Origin of the sequence: Cryptosporangium sp. NPDC048952 (genome assembly GCF_043197895.1) — a bacterium.
Lineage (GTDB): Bacteria > Actinomycetota > Actinomycetes > Mycobacteriales > Cryptosporangiaceae > Cryptosporangium.
In genome coordinates this window covers 361,322-382,243 of record NZ_JBICTY010000008.1, presented here as the reverse complement: position 1 = coordinate 382,243, position 20,922 = coordinate 361,322, and the positions used below count along the sequence as shown (strand labels likewise).

Sequence of the window (20,922 nt, the reverse complement as noted above, 5' to 3'; positions counted from 1 at the left end):
AATGGCCCTACTCGGCGGCGGAGCGACGGCGTTTCGGAGCGCTGAATCGTTCGTGCGCGGACTGCTTCGTGACGCCCAGCGCGGTGCCGATCTCGGCCCACGACGAACCGTTCGCCCGGGCGGCGTCGACTGCCTGCTGCAACAGCGGACGCTGCCACTGCTCGATCGCCGCCAGCACGCCGAGCGCCTGCAGTGGCTGCTCCTGCGCCAGGTCCGTGAGGTTGTCGCGCAGACCGTCGGACCGGTTGAGCAGCCAGTCCGGTGGCGTCACCGCGGCGATTCGGCCGATGTGGGCACCCCAGTCCGCGGCGGAGCCCCACTCGGCGGTCTCGCCGTCCGGGTACTCGGTGGGCCCCGTCCAGCCGCAGGAGCACACGGCCCGGAACCCCACCAGCGAACCGGTGTGACCGAGCAGCGACGCGAACATCCCGCCATCGTATCGACGTCAGGCTTCCCTGACGTTCAGCGTCAGGCTAACCTGACCGCCATGTCGTTACCCGCGCTCTTCGGCAGTGCGCTGCCCGCCGAGCCCGACCGGCCCGTACTCATCTACTACGACGACTCCACGGGCGAGCGCACCGAGCTCACCGTGCGACAACTCAGCGGCTGGGCCGCGCGCACGGCCGGACTGCTCCACTCCGGCTGCGGACTGCAGATCGGCGACCGCGCGGCCGTGCTGCTCCCACCGCACTGGCTCACCGCGGGCATCCTGCTCGGCGCGTGGGCCGCTGGCGTCTCGGTGTCGTACCGCCCCTGGTCGACGGCCGGCCTGAGGCAGCCCGACGACGGCCCGCTGGACGCGAGCTTCGTCAGTGCGGCGCGCCTCCGCAGCTGGCTCGACGAGCCTCCCCTGGCCACGCACCGCTTCGTCCTGGCCGCCACCGCACCACACCCCGGCTACCGCGACTTCCTCGCCGAATCCAAACACTTCAGCGACACGCTGCCCTCCTCCGCACCCCTCCGCTGGACCGACGCCGCCACCGCCGACGGCACCACCTACCGGCAGTGGGGCGCCCTCGCCGCCGAAATCGCCGCGCAGCTCGACCTGCACGTCGGCGACCGGCTCCTCGTCGACTCCGCGAGCTTCGAACATCCGGCGCACTGGCTGCTCGCACCCCTGGCTGCCAGCGCGTCGGTGGTGGTCTGCGCGCACCTCGACCAGGCCCGCCTAGAGGAGCGCATAAATGCCGAGGGCGTCACGCACACGTTGTTGTAGGGTTCACCCGACCGCGAACGACCGAAGGAGGTGAGACCCATTACCGCTGGAAGTGGCTGGGACTCCCCTTTGGTCGATCGCCGATCGGCCTGACGGGAGCCTGTTTCCCGAAAGGTACGACCTTGCATCGTTTCGTTCTTGACGACATCACCGGCACCACGTGGGCGCCGTCCGACGACCCCAAAGCCTGGGTTCTCATCGCCCACGGCGGTGGCCAGCACAGCCAGGCGCCCGGCGTCGTCGCCCGCGCCGAGCACTTCGTCGCCACCCTCGGCTGTGCGGTACTCGCGCTCGACGCGCCCGGCCACGGTGGCCGGGCGGCTGACGAGGCCGCGCTCACCGAGATCCGGCGGCGGAAAGCGGCCGGCGAACCCATCGGTCCGCTCATCGCGGCGATGAACGCCGAGCGCGCCGCCCAGGCCGTGCCCGAGTGGCGCGCGGCCCTCGACGCCCTGGAGATCACCGGCCCGGTGGGGTTCTGGGGCGTGTCTCTCGGCACCGCGATCGGCGTCCCGCTCGTGGCGTCGGAACCACGCATCACCTGCGCGGTTCTCGGCCTGCTCGGGCCCGTCGACGGCGCCGCCGACATCCGCGTCCCGGTCGAGTTCCTGCTGCAGTGGGACGACGACCTCGTCCCGCGTGCGGACGCTCTCGCGCTGTTCGACGCCCTCGGCTCGACGGAGAAGACACTGCACGCCAACCCGGGCGGTCACGTCGAGGTGCCCCGCTTCGAGATCGAATCCGCCGAACACTTCTTCCGGCGCCACCTCTAGAAGAGCTCTTCGATCGCCTCGGCGGCGTGCACGTCGCTGCCGGTGCGGCCCATCAGAGCCGGTGACGGCTTCTCTCCCGGGACCGTGTGTCCGCCACCGTGGACGGTGTAGAGCGTGACCGGCGCACGCCCGTCCTGCCGGTAGTCGGTGCGGCTCACCGTGGTCCTGCCGCCGCGATGCGGTAGGTCCACGGTGAGCGGCGGCGCGGTGATGCCGTTGCGCTGCGCGAAATAGGCAGCGGTCTCGGGCGCCGAGAGCATCGCACCACCGACCTTGAACGCGAACTGAGCCCAGCGCGCCATCTCCCCGCCGCCGTACGGCACGATCCGGTCCTTCGTGCCGTGGAACAGCAACACCGGCTTCGCGACGACCGGCGCGTCAGGAAGCAAAAAGTTGTCGGGCGCGGGCTGCTGCGCCGAGATCACGGCTCCGCCCGCCAGCAGATCGGGGCGCTCGTGGAGCAACCGGATCACCATGGCACCGCCGTTGGAGAACCCGGCGGCGTAGACCGGACGGCCGTCGGCGACCCGGTCGGCCACGCGTTCGGCGAACGCCACGTCGTCGATGTTCTCGGCGCGGGCCGGAAAGGCGCTGGCCGCGCGGGCGTCGTTCCAGTTCTTCCGGTACCCGTCGAGGTAGACGACCGCCGTGTCGCTCAGCCGGTCGAAGGCATTCCCGCTGAAACGCCGAAACGCGGCGCCGTTCTGCTTGGAGCCGTGGAAGACGAGCAGGACACGTTTGAAGTCGCCGTCCTCCGGTGTCACCGCGGTGTAGGTACGGGTCCGGCCGGCCACGTCGATCGAGGTCATGGACTGCTCCTGACTGGATAAGTTATCCATTTAGACGCTAGCACAATGCGGATGAGCTATCCGGTTATGCTGGTCACGTGACGACCCCCCGACTGCGGCGTGATGCTGCGCGGAACTGGCAGCAGATCGTCGACGTCGGGCAGCGGCTCGTGGAGCAGGGCTCGCCGCTGCGACTCAACGACGTCGCACAACAAGCGTCGGTCGGGGTGGCCACGGTGTACCGCCACTTCCCCACACCCGAGGCGCTGCTCGAGACGATTGCACTGCCGTCGCTGGAGAAGCTCGCGGACGAGGCGGATCGCGCGGTGGAGCACTCGTCCCAGAACGCCTGGGAGGCGTTCTCGGGCTTTTTCGTCGCCGGTATCGACGCACAACTCGCTGACGCGGCGGTGCAGCCGGTGGTCGCCGCGGGGTCGCCCGTGCTGCCGCGCACCGCGGAGCTCCTCGCCCGTGTGCTGAACGCCATCGGCCGGCTGATCGAGCGCGCCCACTCCGCCGGGGCGATTCGCGCCGATGTCACCCAGGCCGACGTCACCCGACTGCTGTGCGGAGTGGTCTTCGCCGGCAGCGTGCACACCGACGGAAATGATCGCGCCGCGCTCACCCGGAGGTACCTGAACGTCGTACTGGCGGGACTACGCGCTACGCCCGGCCACCAGCGGTAGGTACACCTCGTCGACAATGTCCAGGAGCACGTCGTCGGGCACGGTGGGCACACCCCGGGCGACGAACTCGTTCCGCAGCAACACGATCGCCACGGTCGCGACGCGCGGGTGCAGCGCTTCGGGGGCGGCCTCACCGCGCGCCACCGCACGCCCCAGGATCACCAGCCACATCGCGGCCTGCGAATCGTCCGACCGCTCCCCCAGCAGCTCGGTCGCGCCCCCGGCGGCGGCCATCAGATCACGCAGGATCGCGCCGAGCGGTGAGCTCAGGTGCCGGTTCGCCCGGCGCAGCGTCTCCAGCGCGTCCTCGCGGAGGCTGCCGGTGTCGGGGGGTTCGATCGACCGGGCCATCTGCTTGTAGGCGGCGAGGCCGAGCGCGATGCGGTCGGGCCAGCGTCGATAGATGGCGTTCTTGTTGGTGCCCGCACGCTGGGCGACCCGGTCCATCGTGAGGCCCGCGACTCCGGATTCGGTCAGCTCGTCGACGGCGGCCTGCAGGATCGCCGCTTCCAGCGCCGCGCCTCGCCGTCGGGTCTGCATGTCCCCACTCTCTCATCTCCGGTATAGGGTACGGTCAGTACCCAATTTAAGGAGGACGTCATGCGCGCCAGGGGCATCACCTACGAGACCGGCTTCACCCGCGGCACCGCGAAGCGCGAGGATCCGTGGGACCTGGCCACCGTGGCAGAAGATCTGCGGGTGATCCGCGACGACCTGCACTGCAACGCCGTCCGGATCGTAGGCGGCGAACTCGACCGCATCGACGCCGCCGCGCACGTCGCGGTCGATCTGGGCTTAGAAGTCTGGTACTCACCGTACCCTATCGAGCTGACGCACGACGAGATTTTGGCCCGGTTCGCCGACGGTGCCGAACGGGCCGAGAAGCTCCGGTCACGCGGCGGCGAGATCGTGTTCGTCACCGGCGCCGAACTGACCCTGTTCAACCCGGGCTTCCTGCCGGGCGAGACGTTCGAGGACCGGGTCCGGCCGCTGGTGGAGAATCCGCAGTCGCTGGCCGGACACATCGGTGAGTTGACCCGGCGCATCAACGCGTTCCTCGGCCGGGCGGTGGGGGTCGTGCGCGAACGGTTCGGCGGGAAGGTCACGTACGCCGCTGTGCAGCTCGAACGCGTCAACTGGGACCCGTTCGACATCGTCTCGATCGACCTCTATCGCACGCCCGCGATCGCGGACCAGTTCGTCGACGGGGTCCGCGCGTATGCGGCGTTCGACAAGCCGCTCGCGATCACCGAGTTCGGGTGTGCGACGTTCCGCGGCGCGGCCGATCGCGGGGCTCAGGGATTGGACATCGTGGTGAACGATCCGGAGACCGCGATGCCGCTGCACCTGGACGGCGTCTACGAGCGCGACGAGGACGGCCAGGCTGCCGTGATTCGCGAGCTGCTCGAGATATTCGACGCCGAGGGGGTCGACAGCACGTTCGTCTTCGCGTTCGCCCTGCGCGACTTCCCCCACCGCCCGACCGGCGACCCCCGCAATGACCTCGACCTGGCCAGCTACGGCATCACCAAGCTCGATGAATCCGGCGACTGGCAGCCCAAGGCCGCCTTCTCCACGATCGCGCAGCTCTACGGAGGCCACCCCGCCCGGTAACGCACCGCGGATCCGACGCGGGCAGCGCGGGGCTTAGTGGGCGGTCGAGGAGCGGCGTACCAGGTGCCAGGCGTCGCGGTGGGTGGGGGCGGAGCCGCCCAGGGCCGTGGTGGCGCACGCGGCGCCCTGTTCGCGCAGGGACTGGGCGACGGTCGTGAGGTCGTGCTGACGCGCGACGTCCGAGTCGTCCCACCCGCTGACGCGCCGCGCCCCCTCGTCCTGGGCTGCGGCCGCGAGCTGATCACTCATCGCGGCGACCGCGTCGATCCCGGGCTCCAGCTCGAGCAGTCGACGCATCATCGAGCGGGCCTCCCCCGCATCGTTCGTGCGACACACCCCCACCGGCACCCGCGACCAGTCGACACCCAACTCGACCGCCGCATCCCGGTACCCGGCCAACCGGTCCCGGGTGACCGGATAAGCAACCCCGGTCGGATCGAGCCCGGCCCCCACGAACGTCTCCCGGTCCCGGTCGATCGGAAAGCTCAATACCGCCGGATGTCGTGCCCCCGCGAACACCTCGAGACCGACCGCACGAGCCGCCGCCCGGTTGTCGACGCCGATCATGACCGAACCCGCACGCTCCGGCCCCCCGTGAACCACGACCGGCCGCCGGGTGCTGAACGCAGCGGCGAGCACCGGATCGTCGTCGGTGGTCGTCCACACCACGTACGCGTCGACGGCCGCGCCGACCACCCGGTCGGCATCCTCGTCGCCGGTTCCGGTCGGCACGATCAGCACGCCGTAGCCCTTTTCGGCACACACCTCGGCGATGCCGGCCAGGAACTGCACGGCCTGCGGATCGTCGAACGCGTACGTGAGGTGCTCGCCGAGCACGAGGCCGAGCGTCCGGGTGGCGCCGTACCGCAGTGAGCGCGCGCTCGGATCGGGGCCCGCGTACCCCAGCGACGCGGCGACTTCCAGCACCTTCGCCCTGGTCTCCGCCGACACCCGCTGCGGCCGGTTGTACGTGTACGACACGGTCATCGGCGAGACCCCGGCGGCGCGCGCCACGTCGGTCATCGTCACTCGTGGCCGCGGTGATTGCACGGGGCGATCCTATCTGTGTAGCGTTACACACGTGCGCAATCGCCTCGCAAAGGCGGCTTACTTCGCCGCCGCTGCCTTCGGTGCCTTCTGGGGCACGTGGGGTTCGGCTGTCCCGCGCGTTCGTGACCAGGCCGCTCTCGACGACGCCCAGCTCGGTACCGCGCTGCTGTTCGTCAGTGCGGGCGCGTTGCCGGCGATGCTGCTCACGGGCCGGTTGCTGGATCGCCGGGGTCTGCGGTTCACCGCGTACGCCGTGGTGTCGCTTGGTGCGGCGGGGGTCGTCCTGTCGGTCACCGCCCACGGGCTGGTCGCGCTGTGCGTCGGGCTGACTCTTGTCGGTGTGACGAGCGGTGCAGCGGACGTGGCCATGAACTCGGTCGGTGGCCGTGCCGAGCAACGCTCGGGCCGGCCGATCATCACCCGGAGCGGCGCGCTGTTCTCCGCCGCAGTCGTCGTGTCCAGCCTCGGCACCGGCGCTGCCTACGCCTTCGACGCCCCCACCTGGATCCCGTTCGCCGTAGTCCTGGCCGCCTCCGCCCTAGCTGCCACAGCCATCCTCCGAGCTCTGGCCGCCGACCCCGAAGCAGCCAGCGACGCCCCCGCCGTGGTTCCGGCATCGGCGAAAACCGCGCTCGCGCCGTTGTTGCTGGTCGGGACGCTCGGCGCGCTGGCCTTCGCCAGCGAGAACGCCCACCAGAGCTGGGGCGCCGTCTTCCTGCAAGACGTGCTGAACGCCGGCCCGGGCATCAGCGCCCTGGCCCCCGCCGCCTTCGCGGCGGTGGTAGCGCTCACCCGCTTCGGCGCCAGCACCCTGAACCCCACGCACGCCCGCACGGTGCTGGTCCTCGGCGCCGCCGTCGCGGCCGCGGGTGCGATGGTCGTCGCCCGCGCCCCGTCCGTCCCGATCGCCCTCGCCGGCCTGGTCCTCGCGGCCGCCGGCACCGCCGCCCTCTACCCGACGCTCCTGAGCATCGTCTCCCGCAACGTCGTCGAATCATCCCGCGGACGCGCGACGTCGATCGTCACCGTCGTGTCCTACCTGGGCTTCCTGCTCGGCCCGGTGTACGTCGGGCTGTGGGCCTCCGCGACGAGCCTCCGCGGCGCGATGATCGCGATCGCCGCGCTCGGCGTCGCGCTGGCCGCCCTCACCCTGCCCCTGCTCACGCTGAGCCGATACACGATCACAAGCCCAACTGCTGAGCCAACAACCCCGCCTGCGTCCGGTTCGCACACCCCAGCTTGAGCATCAACCGCGACACGTACCCCTTGACCGTCGCCTCGGCCAGATACAGCTGGTTCCCGATCTGCGCATTGGACATCCCCGCCCCCAGGCACGCCAAGACTTGCGCCTCCCGCTCGGTCAGCCCGGCGAGCAGCGCCTGCTGACGTGCCCGCTCGTCCACCCGGGTCCCGGCACCGGCCAGCAGCCGCGCGGTGGCGATCGGCGAAAGCACGGTGTGGCCGTCGGCGGCCACCCGTACCAGCCCGATCAGATCCTCCGGCGGCGTCGACTTCACCAGGAACCCCGCCGCACCGGCCCGCAGCGCCCTGGTGACGTAGTGGTCGGCGTCGAACGTCGTCAGCACGACGACGACCGGCGGCTTCCGGAGCTCGTTGATCCGCTCGATCGCGGTCAGACCGTCCACGCCGGGCATCCGCAGGTCCATCAGCACGACGTCGGGCCGGTGCCGGATCACCGCCTCGACGGCCGCGGCACCGTCGTGCGCCTGATCGACGACGTCGAGGTCCTCGGCCGAGCCGAGGATCGTGGTCAGGTGGGTACAGACCATCGGCTCGTCGTCGACGACCACGACCCGGATCATCGGGCCACGTAGGCAGGTAGGTGCGCCTCCACCGTGAAGCCCTGCGCGTGTGCACTCGCGGTCAACGTGCCGTCCAGTAGTTCGACGCGTTGCCGCAGCCCACGCAGCCCCACGCCGGAGCCGGAACCGACCAGGACCGGGTCCGGCGCGCTCGCCGCCGGACCGTTCGTCACCGACACCGACACCGACACCCCGTCCGGCCGGTACCGCACCCGCACCGAGGCCTCGGCCCCGGGAGCGTGCTTGCGGATGTTCGTCAGCGCCTCCTGCACGACCCGGTACGCCGCCCGGCTGACCACCGGCGACAGCTGATCGGCGTTCCCGTCCTCCACCAGCTCGGCGCTCACCCCGGACTCGTCGACGAGGGTCACCAACGTCCCCGGCGCAGGCGCCTCCGCGACCGCGCCGTCGGGCACCACCTGCAGAATTCCGATCAGGTCGCGTAACTCGTCCATCGCTTGGCTGCCGGTCGCCCGGATCTCCTCCGCCGCGGCCCGCGTCGGTCCTTCGGCCGAGGTCAGCGATAACGCCCCCGCCTGCAAAACCATCAGGCTGACGCGATGAGTCACCAGATCGTGCATTTCGGCGGCGAGACGAGACCGTTCCTCGGCCCGTGCCTGTTCGGCCAGGAGGTGGCGTTCGCGCTCGGCCCGTTCGCTGCGTTCGATCAGCGAGTCGATCAGCCGCCTGCGCGCGCCGACGTAGAGCCCGAGCAGGGCCGGAACACCGACGAACACCAGCGACTGGATCACCCACGGCGAGTCGTTCGACAGCGCCCAGAAGTGCGACGCGACCAGGGTCAGCGCCGTGGTGGGCACCAGGCCGCGGCGTCCGCCGTACGCGGTGGCGGCGTAGACAGCGAACGGGGCGATCGCCGGCGCCCACGGGTACGACTGCCGGCTGAGCCCCGGCGACACCAGCACGTCCCCGCCCAGCGCGATGACGACAGCGGCGGCCACCGCGATCCAGGCGACGACCACGGGAGCCCGCCGCCGCCACAGCAGCGGGACCGCCAGCAGCACGTGCGCCAACACCGTCACGCCACCGAACGGCCGCAGCATCCCGACTGCCAGCAACACCGCGAGCGTCGCCGCGGCGGCGACGGCCAGGAGGTCACCGACCCGTGATCGGCTCATGCTGTCCACGGTAGGACGCGCGGGGTCCCTCCGGCATGCGACGAAAGTCGCGAGCCGCCGCGAGGGAGCACACCTTCGTCGTGGCGGACGCCGACTGAACGCGCTATTCGGGGAAGGCCCTCCGCCGCTGCACTGGAATCCATGATCGAACTGGACGCACTCACCAAACGCTACGGCGACACCGTCGCGGTGGACGGGCTCTCGTTCGCCGTGAAACCAGGTCAGGTGACCGGCTTCCTCGGCCCCAACGGCGCCGGGAAGTCGACGACGATGCGCATGATCGTCGGCCTCGACCGCCCGACGAACGGCTCCGCGACCGTCAACGGCCGTCCGTACGCCGAGCACCGCGCTCCGCTCTGCGAGCTCGGCGTTCTGCTCGACGCTTCCGCCGTGCACAAGGGACGCAGCGGGTACGCCCACCTGCTGGCACTCGCTCGCACCCACGGTTTTCCGGCTCGTCGCGTCGACGAAGTGTTGGAATTGGTTGGTCTGAGGGACGTCGCGCAGCGACGGGCGGGGAAGTACTCGCTGGGGATGTCGCAGCGGTTGGGGATCGCCGCAGCGCTGCTGGGCGATCCGAGCGTCGTGCTGCTGGACGAGCCGATCAACGGCCTGGACCCGGACGGGGTGCTCTGGGTGCGGACGCTGCTGCGGGAGCTGGCCGCGGAGGGGCGCACCGTGCTGGTGTCGAGCCATCTGATGAGCGAGATGGCGGTGACGGCCGATCACCTGCTGATCATCGGTCGGGGGCGGCTGTTGGCCGATACCGGCGTCGACGAGCTGATCGCGCGGGTAGAGGTCGGCACCGTGCTGGTGCGCAGCCCGGAAGCCGCGCACCTGCGTGACGCCCTGGTCCGAAACGGAGCATCAGTGACGGCCGACGACCCACCACCGCCCGGCCGTGGTCCGCGGTCGGCGCCCGGCGGGGAGCCGCGGCCGGCGTCCGGCGGGGAGCCGCGGCCGGCGTCCGGCGGGGAGTTGCTGCGGGTGACCGGGCTGGCTGCGGAGGAGATCGGGCGGGTGGCCGCGGACGAGCGGCTGGTGCTCTCCGAGCTGACCCCGCGCCGGGCGTCACTGGAAGAGGCGTACATGGAGCTGACCCGAGAGGCGGTGGAGTACCGATGACGTATGCCGTGACGATGTCCCGGGTGATCGGCTCGGAATGGACGAAGCTGCGGTCACTGCGGTCCAACTGGATCACGCTCGGCGTCGCGACCGCGCTCACGCTGGGGCTGGCCACCGCGTTCGGCTACTCGTTCAATCAGGACGTCGACGCCGGAGACGCCACAGCGAGCGTCGCCAACGCCGTCAACGTGTCCTACATCGGTCTCGACCTGCTCGCGCTGATCCTGGGCGTGGTCGGCGTGCTGCAGATCTCCGGGGAGTACGGCTCGGGACTGATCCGGGCCAGCGCGACAGCGGTACCGCGCCGCTGGCCCCTGCTCGCGGCGAAGGCCAGCGCACTGCTCGGGCTGGTCATACCGGTGGTGATCGTCGTCAGCGTGGGGTCGTTCCTGGTCGTGCAGGCAATGCTCGGCGACGCGGGCGCCGGACTCGGCGACGCGGGCGTGGCCCGAGCGGTCGTCGGTGCGACGGCGTATCCGATCGCGGTGCTGCTGATCGGGCTGAGCATCGGAGCACTGGTGCGCCACACGGCGGCCGCGATCACGGTCTACGTCACCGCGCTGCTGGTGCTACCGGCGCTGCTACCGGCCGCACTGCCGGAGCGGATCGAGGACGCGACAGTGAAGTACACACCGGTAGCGGCGGCACAGTCGCTCTACACCCTGGACCCGGCCGGCGCTCCCGTCGAGCTGCTCACCCCGGCGGCCGGCGCCCTGGTCCTCACCGCCTGGGTAGCCGCCCTGGCAGCCCTAGCCACCCTGACCTTCCAACACCGAGACCTGTAACAGCGCCAAACCCGGCCCAGCGGAACATCCCGCCGGGCCGGCAGCACGATCAGGCAGTCACGACGTCTGCTACCACGCAGGCGATGTTGTCCGGGGCGCCGGATTCGTGGGCGAGTTCGAGCAGGTCCGTCACCGCCTGTTCCGGGGTGGGGGCGGACCTCACGGCCTCGTGCAGACGCGCCCGGTCGACCACCGCGGACAGCCCGTCGCTGCAGAGCAGATACCTGTCACCGGCCACCGCGGTACGGACCGCGAAATCGGCCTCGTGGTCCCCCACCCCGAGCGCACGGGTCAGCAACGCCCGATCCGGGTGTGCCGCGGCCCCGGCCAGGTCGAGCTTCCCCTGGTCGATCTGCGACTGCACCCACGTGTGATCCGTGGTCAGCTGCACCAGGTCCTCGCCCCGCACCAGGTAGGCACGCGTGTCACCGACGTGCACCAACGCCAGCCGCGAACCCGACCGCAGCACGGCGGTCAGTGTGGTCGCCGCGCCCTCCGACACGGCGCGCACCGCACGGTCGACCTCGGCCAGCTGCGTCAGCACCTCCACCGCCGAACCGACACCAGACTCCAGCGGCTTCAGCGCCTCGATGGCAGCGGCACTGGCCGCGGCACCTCCTTCTCCGCGCACGCCGTCGGCAACAGCGAGCAGCCGCTCACTGCCGTAGGCGGCGTCCTCGTTGGTGGTCCGGACCTTTCCGGCCTCGCACGCGGAAGCCGAACGGAAAGCGATCATGGCAGTCCTCCCTGACATTTTTTCGACGAGGAGGGCTGCGGTGTGCGCGCGGTCAGCGGTCTGCGCCGCCACTCGGTCCCAGTAGGCGCTGACCGCCTCGGCCGCCGCCGGAGCGTCCAGCGCGCAGACCGTGCGGATCTCGGCCAGCGGCATCCCGATCCGCCGCAGCTCGACGATGAGCTCCGCGGCGGCGAGCTGCGCCGGGTCGTAGAACCGGTACCCCGACTCGGGGTCGACCGCTGCCGGCGGCAGCAGCCCCGACTCGTCGTAGAGCCGCAACGCCTTCGCCGTCAGCCCGGCCGCCCGGGCGAACTCTCCGATCGTGTACAGCCCCACGGTCACCGTTCCTCCTCGCGCCGGTCGCGGTGGGCGCCCGGCACGAGTCAGGCTCAGCCCTCCCCTTCGGGGAAGGTCAAGACCGTTCCGCCGCGACCAGTCTGGTCAAGGCGTCGGCCGAGTGGGTGCCGGGTTCGGCGTGGAGGAACAGGGCCTCGAGGTTGCCCGCGACGAAGAACTTCTCGGTGTACAGCTCGAGCTCCCCGACGCGCGGATGGCGGATGACGAGCGAGCCCTCGCCCGCGGTCCGGACGTCATGGCGTGCCCACAGCTGCCGAAACCGCTCACTCTCCAGCGACAGCTCGGCGATCAGCGCGTGCAGGCGCTCGTCGCCAGCGACCGCAGCCGGTTCGTACCGGGCACCATGCCCGGCGACAGCTCCTGCGCCGACGAGTTGGCCGCCAGCACGTCGCCGTACCTGTTGAACACGATTGCGGGCACGTTGATCGTCCGGAGCAGGAGTTCAAGGCTCGCAGGCACACGCTCGTGCTGCACCACCGGAACGCGGCGCGACTTCGGGGCGGTCAGCGCCATCAGGTACGCCGTGCTCTCCGCGTCCAACTGCAGAACTGCAGCAATCGCATCGACGACCTGAGCTGACGGATGGCGGTCGCGGCCCTGTTCGAGCCGCAGGTAGTACTCGGCGCTGATGCCCGCGAGCATCGCGACTTCCTCGCGGCGCAGACCGGGCACCCGGCGCAGGCCGTTGCCGGGCGGCAGGCCCACCTCAGCAGGCGTGACCAGCTCCCGCCGGGCGCGGAGGAAGTCCCCGAGCGCGTTGTCCATGTTTCCACCGTAGATGTCCCCCTACTACCAGGACACCGCCTACCAGGAACACCACGGACTGCCACGATCCGCCCGGCGGCCGGAGCATCGTCGACATGACAACTTGGTTCATCACCGGCGTCAACAGCGGCTTCGGGCGGGAGCTGGCCGAGCAGCTGCTCTCCCGCGGCGACCGGGTCGCCGGCACGGTCCGGCGCGAGGGCTCGGTCGACGATCTCCGCGAGAAGTACGGCGACCAGTTCTGGCTCGGGCACCTCGACGTCACCGACCTACCGGCGGTCCGCACGGTGGTCGACACCGCGTTCGCCGCCCTCGGCCGCATCGACGTCGTCGTCATCAATGCGGGTTACGGGCTGTTCGGCGCAGCCGAAGAGCTGGCCGACGAGCAGGTGCGGCACCAGATCGCGACGAACCTGCTCGGCTCCATCCAGACGGCCAGGGCCGCGCTCCCGCACCTGCGCGCCCAGGGCGGTGGCCGCATCATCCAACTGTCGTCGGTTGCAGGTCTCACCGCGCATCCGGGGGCGTCGCTGTACCACGCGAGCAAATGGGGCGTCGAAGGCTTCTTCGAGGCGCTCGCGCCGGAGGTCGCCCCCTTCGGCATCGGCGTGACGCTCGTCGAACCGGGCGGCGCCCGCACCGCCTTCGCCGGCGGCAGCCTGCAGATGGGCACACCGCTGGCGGTGTACGACGGGACACCGGCCGCGTTCGTGCGCGGGGTGCAGGGCAACACCGACCTCCTCCCCGGAGACCCTGCGAAGATCGCGGCCGAGATCATCGCGAGCGCTACCCGGGAGCCGGCGCCGCTGCGACTCGTGCTGGGGTCCGATTCGTACGAAGGAGTGACCACCGCGCTCCGGGCCCGGTTGGCGTCGGTCGAGGCTGACGTCTAGAACAGCTCGCCGACGCGGGCCAGGAATTCCCGCAGGTTCGGCTCGCTGGTGCGTGCGGTCGCCTCGGAGACGCTCAGCCACTCCAGCTTCGCGTCGGGCTTCTCCGGGCGGACGTCGTCCGGAGAGTCCGTCGCGAGGACGAACCGCACGTCGATGTGCTCGTGGGCCGGTTCGCCCTTCCCCGCGGCCGCCGGCACGACGACGACGTGACGCAGCCCGGCGTCGGGCCAGCTGACCAGGTCGGTGAGGCCCGCCTCCTCGCGTCCTTCGCGGAGCGCGATCTCGAGCGGGTGGGTCTCGCCGGGGTCGGCGTGGCCGCCGACCTGGAGCCAGGCCTGCTGGCGGGCGTGCCACCGCAGGAGCACCCGCTTCGTGGGCGGGTGGACCACCAGCGCCGACGCAGTGATGTGCACCGGCGTGCTGCGTGACCACGGATCTTCGCCGGCGGCCAGCGTCAGCGCCCGCGCGTGGTCGACCTTCTCGACGTCGTCCTTCGGTTGGTAGTCGGTGAGCAGTGAGAGCAGCATGGCGGCACCGTAGCTCGAACGTGGTGTGCTGCCCCATGCGTTTCGGCCCGCCGCTCGACGTCCGCACATCGCCCACGACTACCTGCGTCGCCGGACGTCCGCGTGGAGTTGGCGCCGGAGACACTGCTGCCCTTACGACGCAGCCCAGACGCCGAGTTCGTTGCCGCTCGGATCGGCGAAGTGGAAGCGGCGTCCGCCGGGGAACGAGTACGGCTCGACGGCGACCGTCCCACCGGCCCTGCGCACCGCTTCCACGGAGGCGTCCAGGTCGTCCGAGAAGAGCAGGACGAGCGGTCCGCCGCCGGTCGGAGCCTTGTCGTCCAGACGCAGGCCACCGACCTCGCCGCCGGCGCCCTGGATGCCGGCGTACTGCGGCCCGTAGTCGTTGAACCGCCAGCCGAACGCCTCCCCGTAGAAACGTTTCGCCTGCTCGAGGTCGGTGACGCCCAACTCGACGTAGTCGATGGCGTGGTGTTGAGGCATGCGCGTTACCTTCTCGGAAGTCCACTCGTCAGTGCGGCGTAACGATCACATGCTGACGGAGGAACACCGTGGACGCCCGTTTGAACAACTTCGAGAACACGCTCGGCACCTTCATGAAGCGCCTCGTCGCGGCCAGCCAGGCCGCCGGAGCATCGGCGGTGCCGGCCTCGACCCAGCTGCTCGTGGAGATCCGCGCGAGCCAGATCAACGGCTGCGGCTTCTGCACGGACATGCACACCAAGGACGCCGCTGCCGCCGGCGAGACGGCCGTCCGCCTCTGCCTCGTCGCCTCGTGGCGCGAGGCCACGGTTTTCACCGACGCCGAGCGCGCGGCGCTGGAGCTGACCGAGGAAGGCACCCGCATCGCCGACGCCGCGGGTGGCGTCAGCGACGAGGTCTGGGCCAACGCCGCCAAGCAGTACGACGACGACCAACTCGGCTCGCTGGTGTCGCTGATCGCCGCGATCAACGCGTTCAACCGGCTGAACGTGATGGTCTGGCAGCCGGCGGGAAGCTACCGTCCGAGCCAGTTCGCCGGGGCTTAGTGACCGCGAACGCCAACCCGAGGATCCCGAGCGTGACGACGGTCAGCAGCGCGCTGACCGTCGACCGCTCCAACCAGAACGGAAGGCCCACCGCCAGGTTCGTGTCGAGCCTGGCCGCCACCTGGATGAGCGGTTCGGCCGAGAGCAGCGCCACCGACGGCAGCGTCACCACGCCGATCCACAAACCGCGCCGGTCCCGGCGCGCCATCAGCCAGGCCCCCACCGCGTTGGCAGTGAACAGCAACAACGGCGCCACCACCGCGAAGACGCTCGGCGCGACCCAGTTGTACGACCAGTAGTACGCGAGGTCGAGGCGCAGCACCGGCACGATCGGCACGACCGCCGCGAGCACGGGCACCCACCGCGTCACCCGGCCCGGACGGGACGGCACCGCCAACGCGAGGACGCCGAGCGCCGCGTGCGGGACGAGCGCGATGAACGACGGCATCGAGATGCTGAACCAGCCGTTCGGCGCCCACAGAGCGGTGGCCAGGAGACCCACCGGCTTGGCCGCCACCATCAGCACGAGCGAAGCCGCGATCAACCGCCGGCACCAGCGGCCGGACGCAACGGCGAACGCGATGGCAGCTGCCAGCCACGCGATCCACGCGAACGCCGCGAACGTCTGGAAAGTCCAGGCCGGGCCGGAGAGGTCATAGTCGTCGAGCACCGGCGTGAACTCGATCGCCAGCAGCCAGATAGTGGCGAGCATCGACCCGGTCGCCAGCGCCAGCACCGCGGCGATCGACACCGCGCCCGGCAGCCCGGACGCCCCGCGCGCTCGTAAGTGCTGCCGTGCGCCACCGGCCAGCAGGTCGACGGCATCCCGGGCGCTGGGCCGCGTCCGCCCGGGTTCGACCGTGTCCAGGTAGGTGTCGACGATTTCGTCGCCCCGTTCGGCGCGATAGTCCGCCGGGTAGGCGAGCAGCAGCCGGCGGTACCGCCGTTCCAGCTCGTTCATGCGAGACCTCCCGCCGGCGCCCAGCCGGACGCTTTGAGCCGGACCGTCGCGGCTTGAAGGTTGCGGCGCATCCGCTCGGTCTCGGCGCCGAGCACGCTCAAGCCCTCGTCGGTGAGCCGGTAGTAGCGACGCAGACGCCCGTCCACGACCTCCTCGTGGTCGCGCGCCACCAGCCCGTCGTCGGAGAGCCGGTCGAGCGCGCCGTAGAGCGTGCCCGGCCGCAGCGTGATCCGCCCTTCGGACAGCTCGGCTACCTCGGTGATCAGCCCGTATCCGTGCAGCGGCTCTCTGGCCAGCGCGGTCAGTATCAGGAACGTCGGCTCCCGCAACGGCGTCGTCATGCCGACCAATATATCGGCCACGAAGATATACCGCTAGCGATGGTTCCCCTCCGTCCCGTCGCCCCGGCCGACAGGACGCATTCGGAAATGGCTTCTTTAATTCTCTTGGCGATACGGAGGCTCGCCTTTATGGTCATTACCAACACCGGAGACGACAGGGAGCACGCCATGTGGGGCAACGCCGATATCGCGCGGCAGCGGATCGCGCTGTTCGGCGAGGGTTGCCCGGTCGATCACCGGGAACGGTGGCGACGCTAGCGCACAGCGCTGCGAAAACGCCGCCCTTCCCAGCCGGGAACGGGCGGTTTCTTTTTGGGCCCGTTCCCTGTCAATGGTGCCCGAAAATTGTAATTCGCTATGGGTGTAGCTCAATTCGGTAGAGCGCCGGCTTCCAAATTCGGATGTTGCGGGTTCGATTCCTGCCACCCATGCACCGACCCCGGCAGGCCGGCGGTCATGACGCTTGAAAACTGCACAGTGGATGGCAGACGCCGGGCCGCAGACAGGCCCGGCGCATCTGGAGCGAGGGAGACGGTCAACCCGTCCGCCTTGGAAGCGGAAGACACCTGGTTCGACTCCAGGGCTCCAGACGTACTGCAACTCATCCCCGTAGCTCAGCGGATCAGAGCACCAGACTACGAATCTGGGGGTCGGCGGTTCGAATCCGTCCGGGGGTACGTCTCTCTAGCTCAGTCGGCAGAGCACGCGGTTGAAGCCCGCGAGGCGCAGGTTCGACCCCTGCGGGAGGCACGCGGCTGTAGCTCAGCAGGCCAGAGCGCGGCGTTGCCAACGCCGAGGTCGCCAGTTCGAGGCTGGCCAGCCGCTCCACTTCCGCCCTCGTAGCCCAACGGCAGAGGCACGACGTTGAGGACGTCGCCAGTGCGCGTTCGAATCGCGCCGAGGGCACGCACGCCCGGGTAGCCCAACGGCAGAGGCACGCGGCTCAGAACCGCGCCAGTGCGCGTTCGAATCGCGCTTCGGGCACGAGACACGCCGTCAACCGCACAGGTCCACCCGCGCGTTCGAATCGCGGCCCCGGGCACCAGACACGCGGTCAACCGCACAGGTCCACCCGCGCGTTCGAATCGCGCCCCGGGCACCAGACACGCCGTCAACCGCACAGGTCCACCCGCGCGTTCGAATCGCGCTCCGGGCACGGAGTCCGCGGTTCTGCGCGGCTTCGGCGCAGCCGGCCCGCGGGGCCGGCCGGCTGCGCCGCCAGCGCTAGGCGGTCACCGCTACTTCCGGCTCCGCCGGGAGGCTGTCCATGAACGAACTCACGGAGAACACCGCACGACCCGGTCCGGGAGGGCCGTACCCGGGCGGGCTGCTGAGGCCGTTGGCCTCCATGACCGCCCGGTAGGTCTGCAGCAGCCGCACGTGGTACTCCAGCGGCGCACCCTGCGGGTTCGTCTTGCCGAGCGGCGTCGTCGGCTCGGGGCACCAGGTGGTGAACCGGGGCGTGATGCCGCGGGACATGAAGTACTGCAGCCCCTCGGCCGTCGAGTCGATCGCCTCGTCGACGCTCGTGAAGCCGTGCGGCGCCGCCATCTCCACGCCGGCGACGAAGTTCGGGATCACGTTGCGGGGCCCGAAGACGTCAGCCGAGTCGAGGATGCGGCGGTGCCACTCCTCGCGTCCGACGTAGCGCTCTTTGCCCGGGCAGTAGAGCTCGAAGAGCTTCTTGTCCCAGACCTCGTAGTTCGGGTGGTAGATCTGGATGCCGTAGTCCTTGAAGCGCTGGACGTCGGCCTTGGGCAGCGCCTGTGCGACGACCTTGCCGATCCACCGCCCGGGGAACCGCTCCTCGATCGCCTGGGCGTAGCTGCCGTAGAAGTCGGCCTCGGCCAGCCCGTTGAGTTTCCGCGTGATGCTGCCACCGGTGAGGGTGTAGGCCGTCGTCGTCTTCGCGGTGTCGTACTTGTTGATGATCTCCAGCGCCTCGAGGATCTCGTCCGTCGGCTTGACGCTGGTGTACGGGCGGCCGGCCGCTTTGTGCTGGCGGAAGTTGTGGTTGATGTCGCAGTACTGGCATTCCTCGGTGGCCCCGAAGTACTGGCAGAGCCGGTACGCGGTCAGGTAGATGAGGTACCCCCACTGGATCGTGGGCGCGACCTCCATCACCGACTTCCCGTTCGGAAGCGTGTGCCGGTAGTAGTCGGGCATCGGCGGCAGCCCGACCTCGGCGATCGGCCGCTCGTCCAGGTACAGACGCATGCGGCCGTCGTCGTCGGCCTTGACGCGGTACGGCGAAGCGGGGTTCACCCGGACAGACACGACCGTGCGCCTCAGCTCGTACGGCCCGCCGGTGAGCACGATCTCCTCCGGTGGGCGACGCAGCGCGGCACTACCCAGCTCGGGCAGCGTCCGGTGGTCGAACGAGAAGATGAAGTACGACTTCGGCTTGACGTCGCCCTGGTCGTTGTCGGTCAGGGCCGAGTCGTCGAACGCCACCCCACCCCGCAGCAGATCCTCCTTGATGACCGCTTCTCGGGGCACGTTGGAGAAGCGGCCCATCAGGTCTTCGACGAGATCAGTGCGGGTAAGCATGCGCCCTCCGGGGCGGGTTGTACGAGATCGTCCGGGTCAGGCCTGCTTGGTCTCCCAGAAGATCTTCGCTATCTCCTCGATTTTAACGAGCAACTTCTCGGCGACGGCTGTATCCACAGCCCCCTTCGCGCCGCCGGCCCCCGCGAGCTTCGTGGCCTCGTTGAAGAGACCGTGCAGCTGCGGGTACTTCTCGAAGTGCGGCGCCTTGAAGTAGTCGGTCCACAACACCCACAGGTGGTGTTTGACCAGCTCCGCGCGCTGCTCCTTGATGATCAGCGCGCGGGTACGAAACGCCGGGTCGTCGTTGTCCTGGTACTTCTTGACGATAGCCAGCACCGACTCGGCTTCGATGCGGGCCTGCGCCGGGTCGTAGACACCGCAAGGAAGATCACAGTGAGCACTCGCGACAGCGCGGGGACGAAAAAGACGAATCATCAGATTCCTTCCGTGGTGACGAACTGCTTGCGGTGGTAGATCAGCCGCCCGTCGTCCGGGCCGTGGAACACCTCGAGCACCGACGCGACGACCAGCGTCGAATCGCCGACCGGGACGACGTGCAATGGCGCCGCACGGAGCGCGGCAAGAGCGTCCGGGAGGATCGGCTCTCCCGTCGGGAGGGCTTCCCATCCTTGGTCCGACGAGAAGCGACGCCCGTCCGGATGCGAGAACTCGTGCGCGAGGTCGACGTGCTTCGAGCCGAGCAGGTGCACGACGAAGCTCGGAGCGGCGAGGATCGCGCGGGCGGTCGGCGTACCCATGACCGAAAACGACAGCGCCGGTGGCGTCACCGACACCGACGCGACGCTCGACGCGGTGAGCCCGACCGGCCCGTCGGGGCCGACCGTGCTGATGACCGCGACACCGGTCGGGTACCGGCGGAAGGCCGCCTTCATCCCGTCGGTGACCACTTCTTTTACCGCTGCGCGCTCCACGGGGAGCACGCTAGGACCTCAACCGAAGTTGAGGTCAAACCGGTGTGACGCTGGTCGCGGGCTCGTAGCTCATCAGGGAGAGCACCCGCCTTGCAAGCGGGAGGTGGTCGGTTCGAGTCCGACCGGGTCCACGCGTATTCATGCTCGGTTAGCTCAGCAGGTCAGAGCACCCGCCTGTCACGCGGGAGGTCGCCGGTTCGAACCCGGTACCGGGCGCGCAGTACGAGGTCGTCGTAGCTCATCCGGTGAGAGCGCCGCGCTGATACCGCGGAGGCAGAAGGTTCAAATCCTTCCGACGACACGCGACGGTCATTCTTCGCCGGAGAAGCGTTCCCAGGCGGATTGGCGAGTGATGCCGAGAGCCTCGCCGATCCTTGTCCAGGTGACGCCGCGGCGGCGGAGTTCCTGCACCCAGGAGCGGAGTTCGGTCTCGGCGTAGTTGATGTGTACGCCGACGCGGGGGATGTGGCTGAGCATCTCCTCGTCGCTCAGCGACTCCCAGATCGGAACCCGGGGTGGCGTCGAGGTTTCGCCGCTCTGCTCGATGACGGTGGCGGCCAGCGCAACGCACTCGTTGCAGATGTAGACGCCTGGGCCGGCGACGATTTTCTCGACCTCGGTGCTCGGTTTGCTGCAGAACGAACAGGCGATCTGAAGCTCGACGGTCATCGCTCCTCCTGGAGGTGTCAGGGATTCCCTGACACGATAGGGCGTCAGGAGAACCCTGACAACCCACGGAAGGCACCGTCCAGGACGCCATTCCCTCGTCGCCCAATTGGCAGGGCAGGCGGCTGTTAACCGCCACGGTGCAGGTTCGAATCCTGCCGGGGGAGCAT

Annotated in this window: 24 protein-coding genes, 11 tRNA genes and 1 pseudogene; 20 read left to right on the top strand and 16 right to left on the bottom strand. The window is 69.8% G+C overall.

Annotated features, from left to right (window positions below; translation table 11 throughout):
* Window positions 1-7 precede the first annotated feature (7 nt).
* Window positions 8-427: a hypothetical protein gene (locus ACGFY5_RS38940; RefSeq protein ID WP_392728828.1), complete on the bottom strand. Its 420-nt coding sequence runs from the start codon at window positions 425-427 to the stop codon at window positions 8-10.
* Between the two features lie 60 nt (window positions 428-487).
* On the opposite strand from ACGFY5_RS38940, the gene ACGFY5_RS38935 reads away from it, so the two are divergent.
* Complete coding sequence (locus tag ACGFY5_RS38935; RefSeq protein ID WP_392728826.1) at window positions 488-1,216, top strand: TIGR03089 family protein; 729 nt, start codon at window positions 488-490, stop codon at window positions 1,214-1,216.
* Between the two features lie 122 nt (window positions 1,217-1,338).
* A complete protein-coding gene (locus tag ACGFY5_RS38930; protein ID WP_392728823.1) occupies window positions 1,339-1,989 on the top strand; it encodes an alpha/beta hydrolase in 651 nt (216 codons plus the stop codon).
* On the opposite strand, the gene ACGFY5_RS38925 is transcribed toward ACGFY5_RS38930, so the two are convergent.
* Window positions 1,986-2,798: an alpha/beta hydrolase family esterase gene (locus ACGFY5_RS38925; RefSeq protein WP_392728822.1), complete on the bottom strand. Its 813-nt coding sequence runs from the start codon at window positions 2,796-2,798 to the stop codon at window positions 1,986-1,988. The two genes, ACGFY5_RS38930 and ACGFY5_RS38925, sit on opposite strands and share 4 nt — an antisense overlap.
* Window positions 2,799-2,875: 77 nt before the next feature.
* On the opposite strand from ACGFY5_RS38925, the gene ACGFY5_RS38920 reads away from it, so the two are divergent.
* Complete coding sequence (locus ACGFY5_RS38920) at window positions 2,876-3,463, top strand: TetR/AcrR family transcriptional regulator (protein WP_392728819.1); 588 nt, start codon at window positions 2,876-2,878, stop codon at window positions 3,461-3,463.
* Here ACGFY5_RS38920 and ACGFY5_RS38915 read toward each other — a convergent pair.
* The gene (locus ACGFY5_RS38915) at window positions 3,434-4,003 is read right to left on the bottom strand and encodes a TetR/AcrR family transcriptional regulator (protein WP_392728816.1); all 570 of its coding nucleotides are present in this window, start codon (window positions 4,001-4,003) and stop codon (window positions 3,434-3,436) included. The two genes, ACGFY5_RS38920 and ACGFY5_RS38915, sit on opposite strands and share 30 nt — an antisense overlap.
* A gap of 60 nt (window positions 4,004-4,063) precedes the next feature.
* On the opposite strand from ACGFY5_RS38915, the gene ACGFY5_RS38910 reads away from it, so the two are divergent.
* The gene (locus tag ACGFY5_RS38910; protein WP_392728814.1) at window positions 4,064-5,077 is read left to right on the top strand and encodes a hypothetical protein; all 1,014 of its coding nucleotides are present in this window, start codon (window positions 4,064-4,066) and stop codon (window positions 5,075-5,077) included.
* Between the two features lie 33 nt (window positions 5,078-5,110).
* On the opposite strand, the gene ACGFY5_RS38905 is transcribed toward ACGFY5_RS38910, so the two are convergent.
* Window positions 5,111-6,100 carry a LacI family DNA-binding transcriptional regulator gene (locus ACGFY5_RS38905; RefSeq protein WP_392728812.1) on the bottom strand — a complete coding sequence of 330 codons (990 nt, stop codon included), beginning with the start codon at window positions 6,098-6,100 and terminating at the stop codon, window positions 5,111-5,113.
* Window positions 6,101-6,158: 58 nt separating this feature from the next.
* On the opposite strand from ACGFY5_RS38905, the gene ACGFY5_RS38900 reads away from it, so the two are divergent.
* A complete protein-coding gene (locus ACGFY5_RS38900) occupies window positions 6,159-7,370 on the top strand; it encodes an MFS transporter (protein WP_392728810.1) in 1,212 nt (403 codons plus the stop codon).
* On the opposite strand, the gene ACGFY5_RS38895 is transcribed toward ACGFY5_RS38900, so the two are convergent.
* Together ACGFY5_RS38895 and ACGFY5_RS38890 are read right to left on the bottom strand one after the other, a co-directional pair.
* Window positions 7,309-7,950 carry a response regulator gene (locus ACGFY5_RS38895; protein ID WP_392728808.1) on the bottom strand — a complete coding sequence of 214 codons (642 nt, stop codon included), beginning with the start codon at window positions 7,948-7,950 and terminating at the stop codon, window positions 7,309-7,311. The two genes, ACGFY5_RS38900 and ACGFY5_RS38895, sit on opposite strands and share 62 nt — an antisense overlap.
* The gene (locus tag ACGFY5_RS38890) at window positions 7,947-9,086 is read right to left on the bottom strand and encodes a sensor histidine kinase (RefSeq protein WP_392728805.1); all 1,140 of its coding nucleotides are present in this window, start codon (window positions 9,084-9,086) and stop codon (window positions 7,947-7,949) included. The genes ACGFY5_RS38895 and ACGFY5_RS38890 overlap by 4 nt, the downstream gene beginning before the upstream one ends.
* 141 nt (window positions 9,087-9,227) lie before the next feature.
* Here ACGFY5_RS38890 and ACGFY5_RS38885 point away from each other — a divergent pair, with 141 nt between their 5' ends.
* Together ACGFY5_RS38885 and ACGFY5_RS38880 are read left to right on the top strand one after the other, a co-directional pair.
* Window positions 9,228-10,211, top strand: coding sequence for an ABC transporter ATP-binding protein (locus tag ACGFY5_RS38885; protein WP_392728802.1), 984 nt, complete (start codon window positions 9,228-9,230; stop codon window positions 10,209-10,211).
* Entirely contained in the window at window positions 10,208-10,996 is a 789-nt protein-coding gene (locus ACGFY5_RS38880; protein WP_392728800.1) for an ABC transporter permease subunit, read from the top strand. Before ACGFY5_RS38885 ends, ACGFY5_RS38880 begins: the two co-directional genes overlap by 4 nt.
* Before the next feature lie 49 nt (window positions 10,997-11,045).
* Here the strand turns inward: ACGFY5_RS38880 and ACGFY5_RS38875 are convergent, their stop codons facing one another.
* Both ACGFY5_RS38875 and ACGFY5_RS38870 read right to left on the bottom strand, forming a co-directional pair.
* The gene (locus ACGFY5_RS38875; RefSeq protein ID WP_392729079.1) at window positions 11,046-12,068 is read right to left on the bottom strand and encodes a MerR family transcriptional regulator; all 1,023 of its coding nucleotides are present in this window, start codon (window positions 12,066-12,068) and stop codon (window positions 11,046-11,048) included.
* 76 nt (window positions 12,069-12,144) lie between these two features.
* Window positions 12,145-12,854, bottom strand: a pseudogene (locus tag ACGFY5_RS38870) (helix-turn-helix domain-containing protein).
* A 95-nt stretch (window positions 12,855-12,949) separates the two neighbouring features.
* On the opposite strand from ACGFY5_RS38870, the gene ACGFY5_RS38865 reads away from it, so the two are divergent.
* Window positions 12,950-13,747: an SDR family oxidoreductase gene (locus ACGFY5_RS38865; RefSeq protein ID WP_392728798.1), complete on the top strand. Its 798-nt coding sequence runs from the start codon at window positions 12,950-12,952 to the stop codon at window positions 13,745-13,747.
* Here ACGFY5_RS38865 and ACGFY5_RS38860 read toward each other — a convergent pair.
* Together ACGFY5_RS38860 and ACGFY5_RS38855 are read right to left on the bottom strand one after the other, a co-directional pair.
* Window positions 13,744-14,274 carry an NUDIX hydrolase gene (locus ACGFY5_RS38860; RefSeq protein WP_392728795.1) on the bottom strand — a complete coding sequence of 177 codons (531 nt, stop codon included), beginning with the start codon at window positions 14,272-14,274 and terminating at the stop codon, window positions 13,744-13,746. The genes ACGFY5_RS38865 and ACGFY5_RS38860 overlap by 4 nt on opposite strands.
* A gap of 132 nt (window positions 14,275-14,406) precedes the next feature.
* Window positions 14,407-14,757, bottom strand: coding sequence for a VOC family protein (locus ACGFY5_RS38855; RefSeq protein ID WP_392728794.1), 351 nt, complete (start codon window positions 14,755-14,757; stop codon window positions 14,407-14,409).
* Between the two features lie 68 nt (window positions 14,758-14,825).
* Here ACGFY5_RS38855 and ACGFY5_RS38850 point away from each other — a divergent pair, with 68 nt between their 5' ends.
* Entirely contained in the window at window positions 14,826-15,302 is a 477-nt protein-coding gene (locus ACGFY5_RS38850; protein ID WP_392728791.1) for a carboxymuconolactone decarboxylase family protein, read from the top strand.
* On the opposite strand, the gene ACGFY5_RS38845 is transcribed toward ACGFY5_RS38850, so the two are convergent.
* The gene (locus ACGFY5_RS38845; protein ID WP_392728789.1) at window positions 15,232-16,263 is read right to left on the bottom strand and encodes a GlsB/YeaQ/YmgE family stress response membrane protein; all 1,032 of its coding nucleotides are present in this window, start codon (window positions 16,261-16,263) and stop codon (window positions 15,232-15,234) included. The two genes, ACGFY5_RS38850 and ACGFY5_RS38845, sit on opposite strands and share 71 nt — an antisense overlap.
* Window positions 16,260-16,604: a PadR family transcriptional regulator gene (locus ACGFY5_RS38840; protein WP_392728787.1), complete on the bottom strand. Its 345-nt coding sequence runs from the start codon at window positions 16,602-16,604 to the stop codon at window positions 16,260-16,262. The genes ACGFY5_RS38845 and ACGFY5_RS38840 overlap by 4 nt, the downstream gene beginning before the upstream one ends.
* A 357-nt stretch (window positions 16,605-16,961) precedes the next feature.
* Here ACGFY5_RS38840 and ACGFY5_RS38835 point away from each other — a divergent pair.
* From ACGFY5_RS38835 to ACGFY5_RS38805, 7 genes are all read left to right on the top strand, one after another.
* Window positions 16,962-17,035, top strand: a tRNA-Trp gene (locus tag ACGFY5_RS38835).
* A gap of 86 nt (window positions 17,036-17,121) precedes the next feature.
* Window positions 17,122-17,194 (top strand) — tRNA-Pro (locus ACGFY5_RS38830).
* Between the two features lie 13 nt (window positions 17,195-17,207).
* Window positions 17,208-17,281, top strand: a tRNA-Arg gene (locus tag ACGFY5_RS38825).
* 1 nt (window position 17,282) lies between these two features.
* A tRNA-Phe gene (locus ACGFY5_RS38820) sits at window positions 17,283-17,354 on the top strand.
* Window position 17,355: 1 nt separating this feature from the next.
* A tRNA-Gly gene (locus ACGFY5_RS38815) sits at window positions 17,356-17,432 on the top strand.
* Window positions 17,433-17,437: 5 nt separating this feature from the next.
* A tRNA-Leu gene (locus ACGFY5_RS38810) sits at window positions 17,438-17,510 on the top strand.
* 5 nt (window positions 17,511-17,515) lie between these two features.
* Window positions 17,516-17,588: transfer RNA gene (locus tag ACGFY5_RS38805), tRNA-Leu, on the top strand.
* Window positions 17,589-17,828: 240 nt separating this feature from the next.
* Here ACGFY5_RS38805 and ACGFY5_RS38800 read toward each other — a convergent pair.
* The 3 genes from ACGFY5_RS38800 to ACGFY5_RS38790 are packed head-to-tail and all read right to left on the bottom strand — an operon-like array spanning window position 17,829 to window position 20,086.
* Entirely contained in the window at window positions 17,829-19,154 is a 1,326-nt protein-coding gene (locus ACGFY5_RS38800; protein WP_392728784.1) for a radical SAM protein, read from the bottom strand.
* Window positions 19,155-19,190: 36 nt separating this feature from the next.
* A complete protein-coding gene (gene sodN / locus ACGFY5_RS38795) occupies window positions 19,191-19,589 on the bottom strand; it encodes a superoxide dismutase, Ni (RefSeq protein ID WP_392728782.1) in 399 nt (132 codons plus the stop codon).
* Window positions 19,589-20,086 carry a flavin reductase family protein gene (locus ACGFY5_RS38790; protein ID WP_392728779.1) on the bottom strand — a complete coding sequence of 166 codons (498 nt, stop codon included), beginning with the start codon at window positions 20,084-20,086 and terminating at the stop codon, window positions 19,589-19,591. Before ACGFY5_RS38790 ends, sodN begins: the two co-directional genes overlap by 1 nt.
* Before the next feature lie 58 nt (window positions 20,087-20,144).
* Here ACGFY5_RS38790 and ACGFY5_RS38785 point away from each other — a divergent pair.
* The 3 genes from ACGFY5_RS38785 to ACGFY5_RS38775 all read left to right on the top strand — a co-directional run bounded on the left by ACGFY5_RS38785 (window position 20,145) and on the right by ACGFY5_RS38775 (window position 20,387).
* A tRNA-Ala gene (locus tag ACGFY5_RS38785) sits at window positions 20,145-20,217 on the top strand.
* A gap of 11 nt (window positions 20,218-20,228) precedes the next feature.
* A tRNA-Asp gene (locus ACGFY5_RS38780) sits at window positions 20,229-20,302 on the top strand.
* A gap of 11 nt (window positions 20,303-20,313) precedes the next feature.
* Window positions 20,314-20,387, top strand: a tRNA-Ile gene (locus ACGFY5_RS38775).
* 8 nt (window positions 20,388-20,395) lie between these two features.
* Here ACGFY5_RS38775 and ACGFY5_RS38770 read toward each other — a convergent pair.
* Entirely contained in the window at window positions 20,396-20,755 is a 360-nt protein-coding gene (locus ACGFY5_RS38770) for a ClpX C4-type zinc finger protein (RefSeq protein WP_392728776.1), read from the bottom strand.
* A gap of 91 nt (window positions 20,756-20,846) precedes the next feature.
* On the opposite strand from ACGFY5_RS38770, the gene ACGFY5_RS38765 reads away from it, so the two are divergent.
* Window positions 20,847-20,919: transfer RNA gene (locus ACGFY5_RS38765), tRNA-Asn, on the top strand.
* Window positions 20,920-20,922 lie beyond the last annotated feature (3 nt).

Coding starts and splice junctions, on each gene's coding strand:
- ACGFY5_RS38905 (WP_392728812.1), bottom strand. CDS start 6,100: ATGACCGACGTGGCGCGCGCCGCCGGGGTCTCGCCGATGACCGTGTCG.
- ACGFY5_RS38915 (WP_392728816.1), bottom strand. CDS start 4,003: ATGCAGACCCGACGGCGAGGCGCGGCGCTGGAAGCGGCGATCCTGCAG.
- ACGFY5_RS38840 (WP_392728787.1), bottom strand. CDS start 16,604: ATGACGACGCCGTTGCGGGAGCCGACGTTCCTGATACTGACCGCGCTG.
- ACGFY5_RS38925 (WP_392728822.1), bottom strand. CDS start 2,798: ATGACCTCGATCGACGTGGCCGGCCGGACCCGTACCTACACCGCGGTG.
- ACGFY5_RS38865 (WP_392728798.1), top strand. CDS start 12,950: ATGACAACTTGGTTCATCACCGGCGTCAACAGCGGCTTCGGGCGGGAG.
- ACGFY5_RS38860 (WP_392728795.1), bottom strand. CDS start 14,274: ATGCTGCTCTCACTGCTCACCGACTACCAACCGAAGGACGACGTCGAG.
- ACGFY5_RS38935 (WP_392728826.1), top strand. CDS start 488: ATGTCGTTACCCGCGCTCTTCGGCAGTGCGCTGCCCGCCGAGCCCGAC.
- ACGFY5_RS38895 (WP_392728808.1), bottom strand. CDS start 7,950: ATGATCCGGGTCGTGGTCGTCGACGACGAGCCGATGGTCTGTACCCAC.
- ACGFY5_RS38880 (WP_392728800.1), top strand. CDS start 10,208: ATGACGTATGCCGTGACGATGTCCCGGGTGATCGGCTCGGAATGGACG.
- ACGFY5_RS38770 (WP_392728776.1), bottom strand. CDS start 20,755: ATGACCGTCGAGCTTCAGATCGCCTGTTCGTTCTGCAGCAAACCGAGC.
- ACGFY5_RS38855 (WP_392728794.1), bottom strand. CDS start 14,757: ATGCCTCAACACCACGCCATCGACTACGTCGAGTTGGGCGTCACCGAC.
- ACGFY5_RS38940 (WP_392728828.1), bottom strand. CDS start 427: ATGTTCGCGTCGCTGCTCGGTCACACCGGTTCGCTGGTGGGGTTCCGG.
- ACGFY5_RS38885 (WP_392728802.1), top strand. CDS start 9,228: ATGATCGAACTGGACGCACTCACCAAACGCTACGGCGACACCGTCGCG.
- ACGFY5_RS38890 (WP_392728805.1), bottom strand. CDS start 9,086: ATGAGCCGATCACGGGTCGGTGACCTCCTGGCCGTCGCCGCCGCGGCG.
- ACGFY5_RS38800 (WP_392728784.1), bottom strand. CDS start 19,154: ATGCTTACCCGCACTGATCTCGTCGAAGACCTGATGGGCCGCTTCTCC.
- ACGFY5_RS38910 (WP_392728814.1), top strand. CDS start 4,064: ATGCGCGCCAGGGGCATCACCTACGAGACCGGCTTCACCCGCGGCACC.
- ACGFY5_RS38845 (WP_392728789.1), bottom strand. CDS start 16,263: ATGAACGAGCTGGAACGGCGGTACCGCCGGCTGCTGCTCGCCTACCCG.
- sodN (WP_392728782.1), bottom strand. CDS start 19,589: ATGATTCGTCTTTTTCGTCCCCGCGCTGTCGCGAGTGCTCACTGTGAT.